The sequence below is a fragment of the Hymenobacter crusticola genome, assembly GCF_002154225.1.
Classification (GTDB): Bacteria; Bacteroidota; Bacteroidia; order Cytophagales; family Hymenobacteraceae; genus Hymenobacter; species Hymenobacter crusticola.
The window spans coordinates 1-506 of record NZ_MTSE01000138.1; the positions used below are offsets into that span (position 1 = coordinate 1).

The window sequence follows — 506 nt, forward strand, 5'->3', positions numbered from 1 at the left end:
CCGGGGGCAACAACATCGCCCTGAAGCTGGTGCTGGACGGCTGCAAGCTGCAGGTGTGCCGCCCGGGCTTCCTGGACGGCCGCGACGCCATCTTGAAGGCTGACTCGCTCTATAACAACAAAGCCAACACGTACCTGATCTGGCAGGTGTTCGCCCGTCGTGGCATGGGCATCGATGCCGTGCAGGGCTCCAGCAACGTGCTCACCGACAACTCGGCTGGCTACCTGATTCCGGTGCGCGTGCTGGCCACGCAGAGCCAGCAGCAGCGCGACCAGCTGCTGGAGCTGTACCCCAACCCGGCCAGCAGCAGCGTGACCGTGCGCCTGCCCGTGAGCAGCCGCACGCCGGTGCAGGTGAGCTTGCAGACGGTGCTGGGCACGACGGTGCTGAGCAGCCAGGTGGCTTCGGCCGAGCTGCAGCGGGGCGTGGAGCTGAACACGAGCCAGGTGGCGGCGGGTCTCTACATCGTGCAGCTGCGCACCAGCGCTGGCTCCTTCAGCAAGAAG

General features: G+C 66.8%; 1 protein-coding gene. It reads left to right on the forward strand.

Going from position 1 to position 506, the window contains the following annotated elements; all coding sequences use genetic code 11:
• Positions 1-506: M36 family metallopeptidase (locus BXP70_RS30245; RefSeq protein ID WP_179197919.1), on the forward strand; the 506-nt coding region annotated here is incomplete at both ends.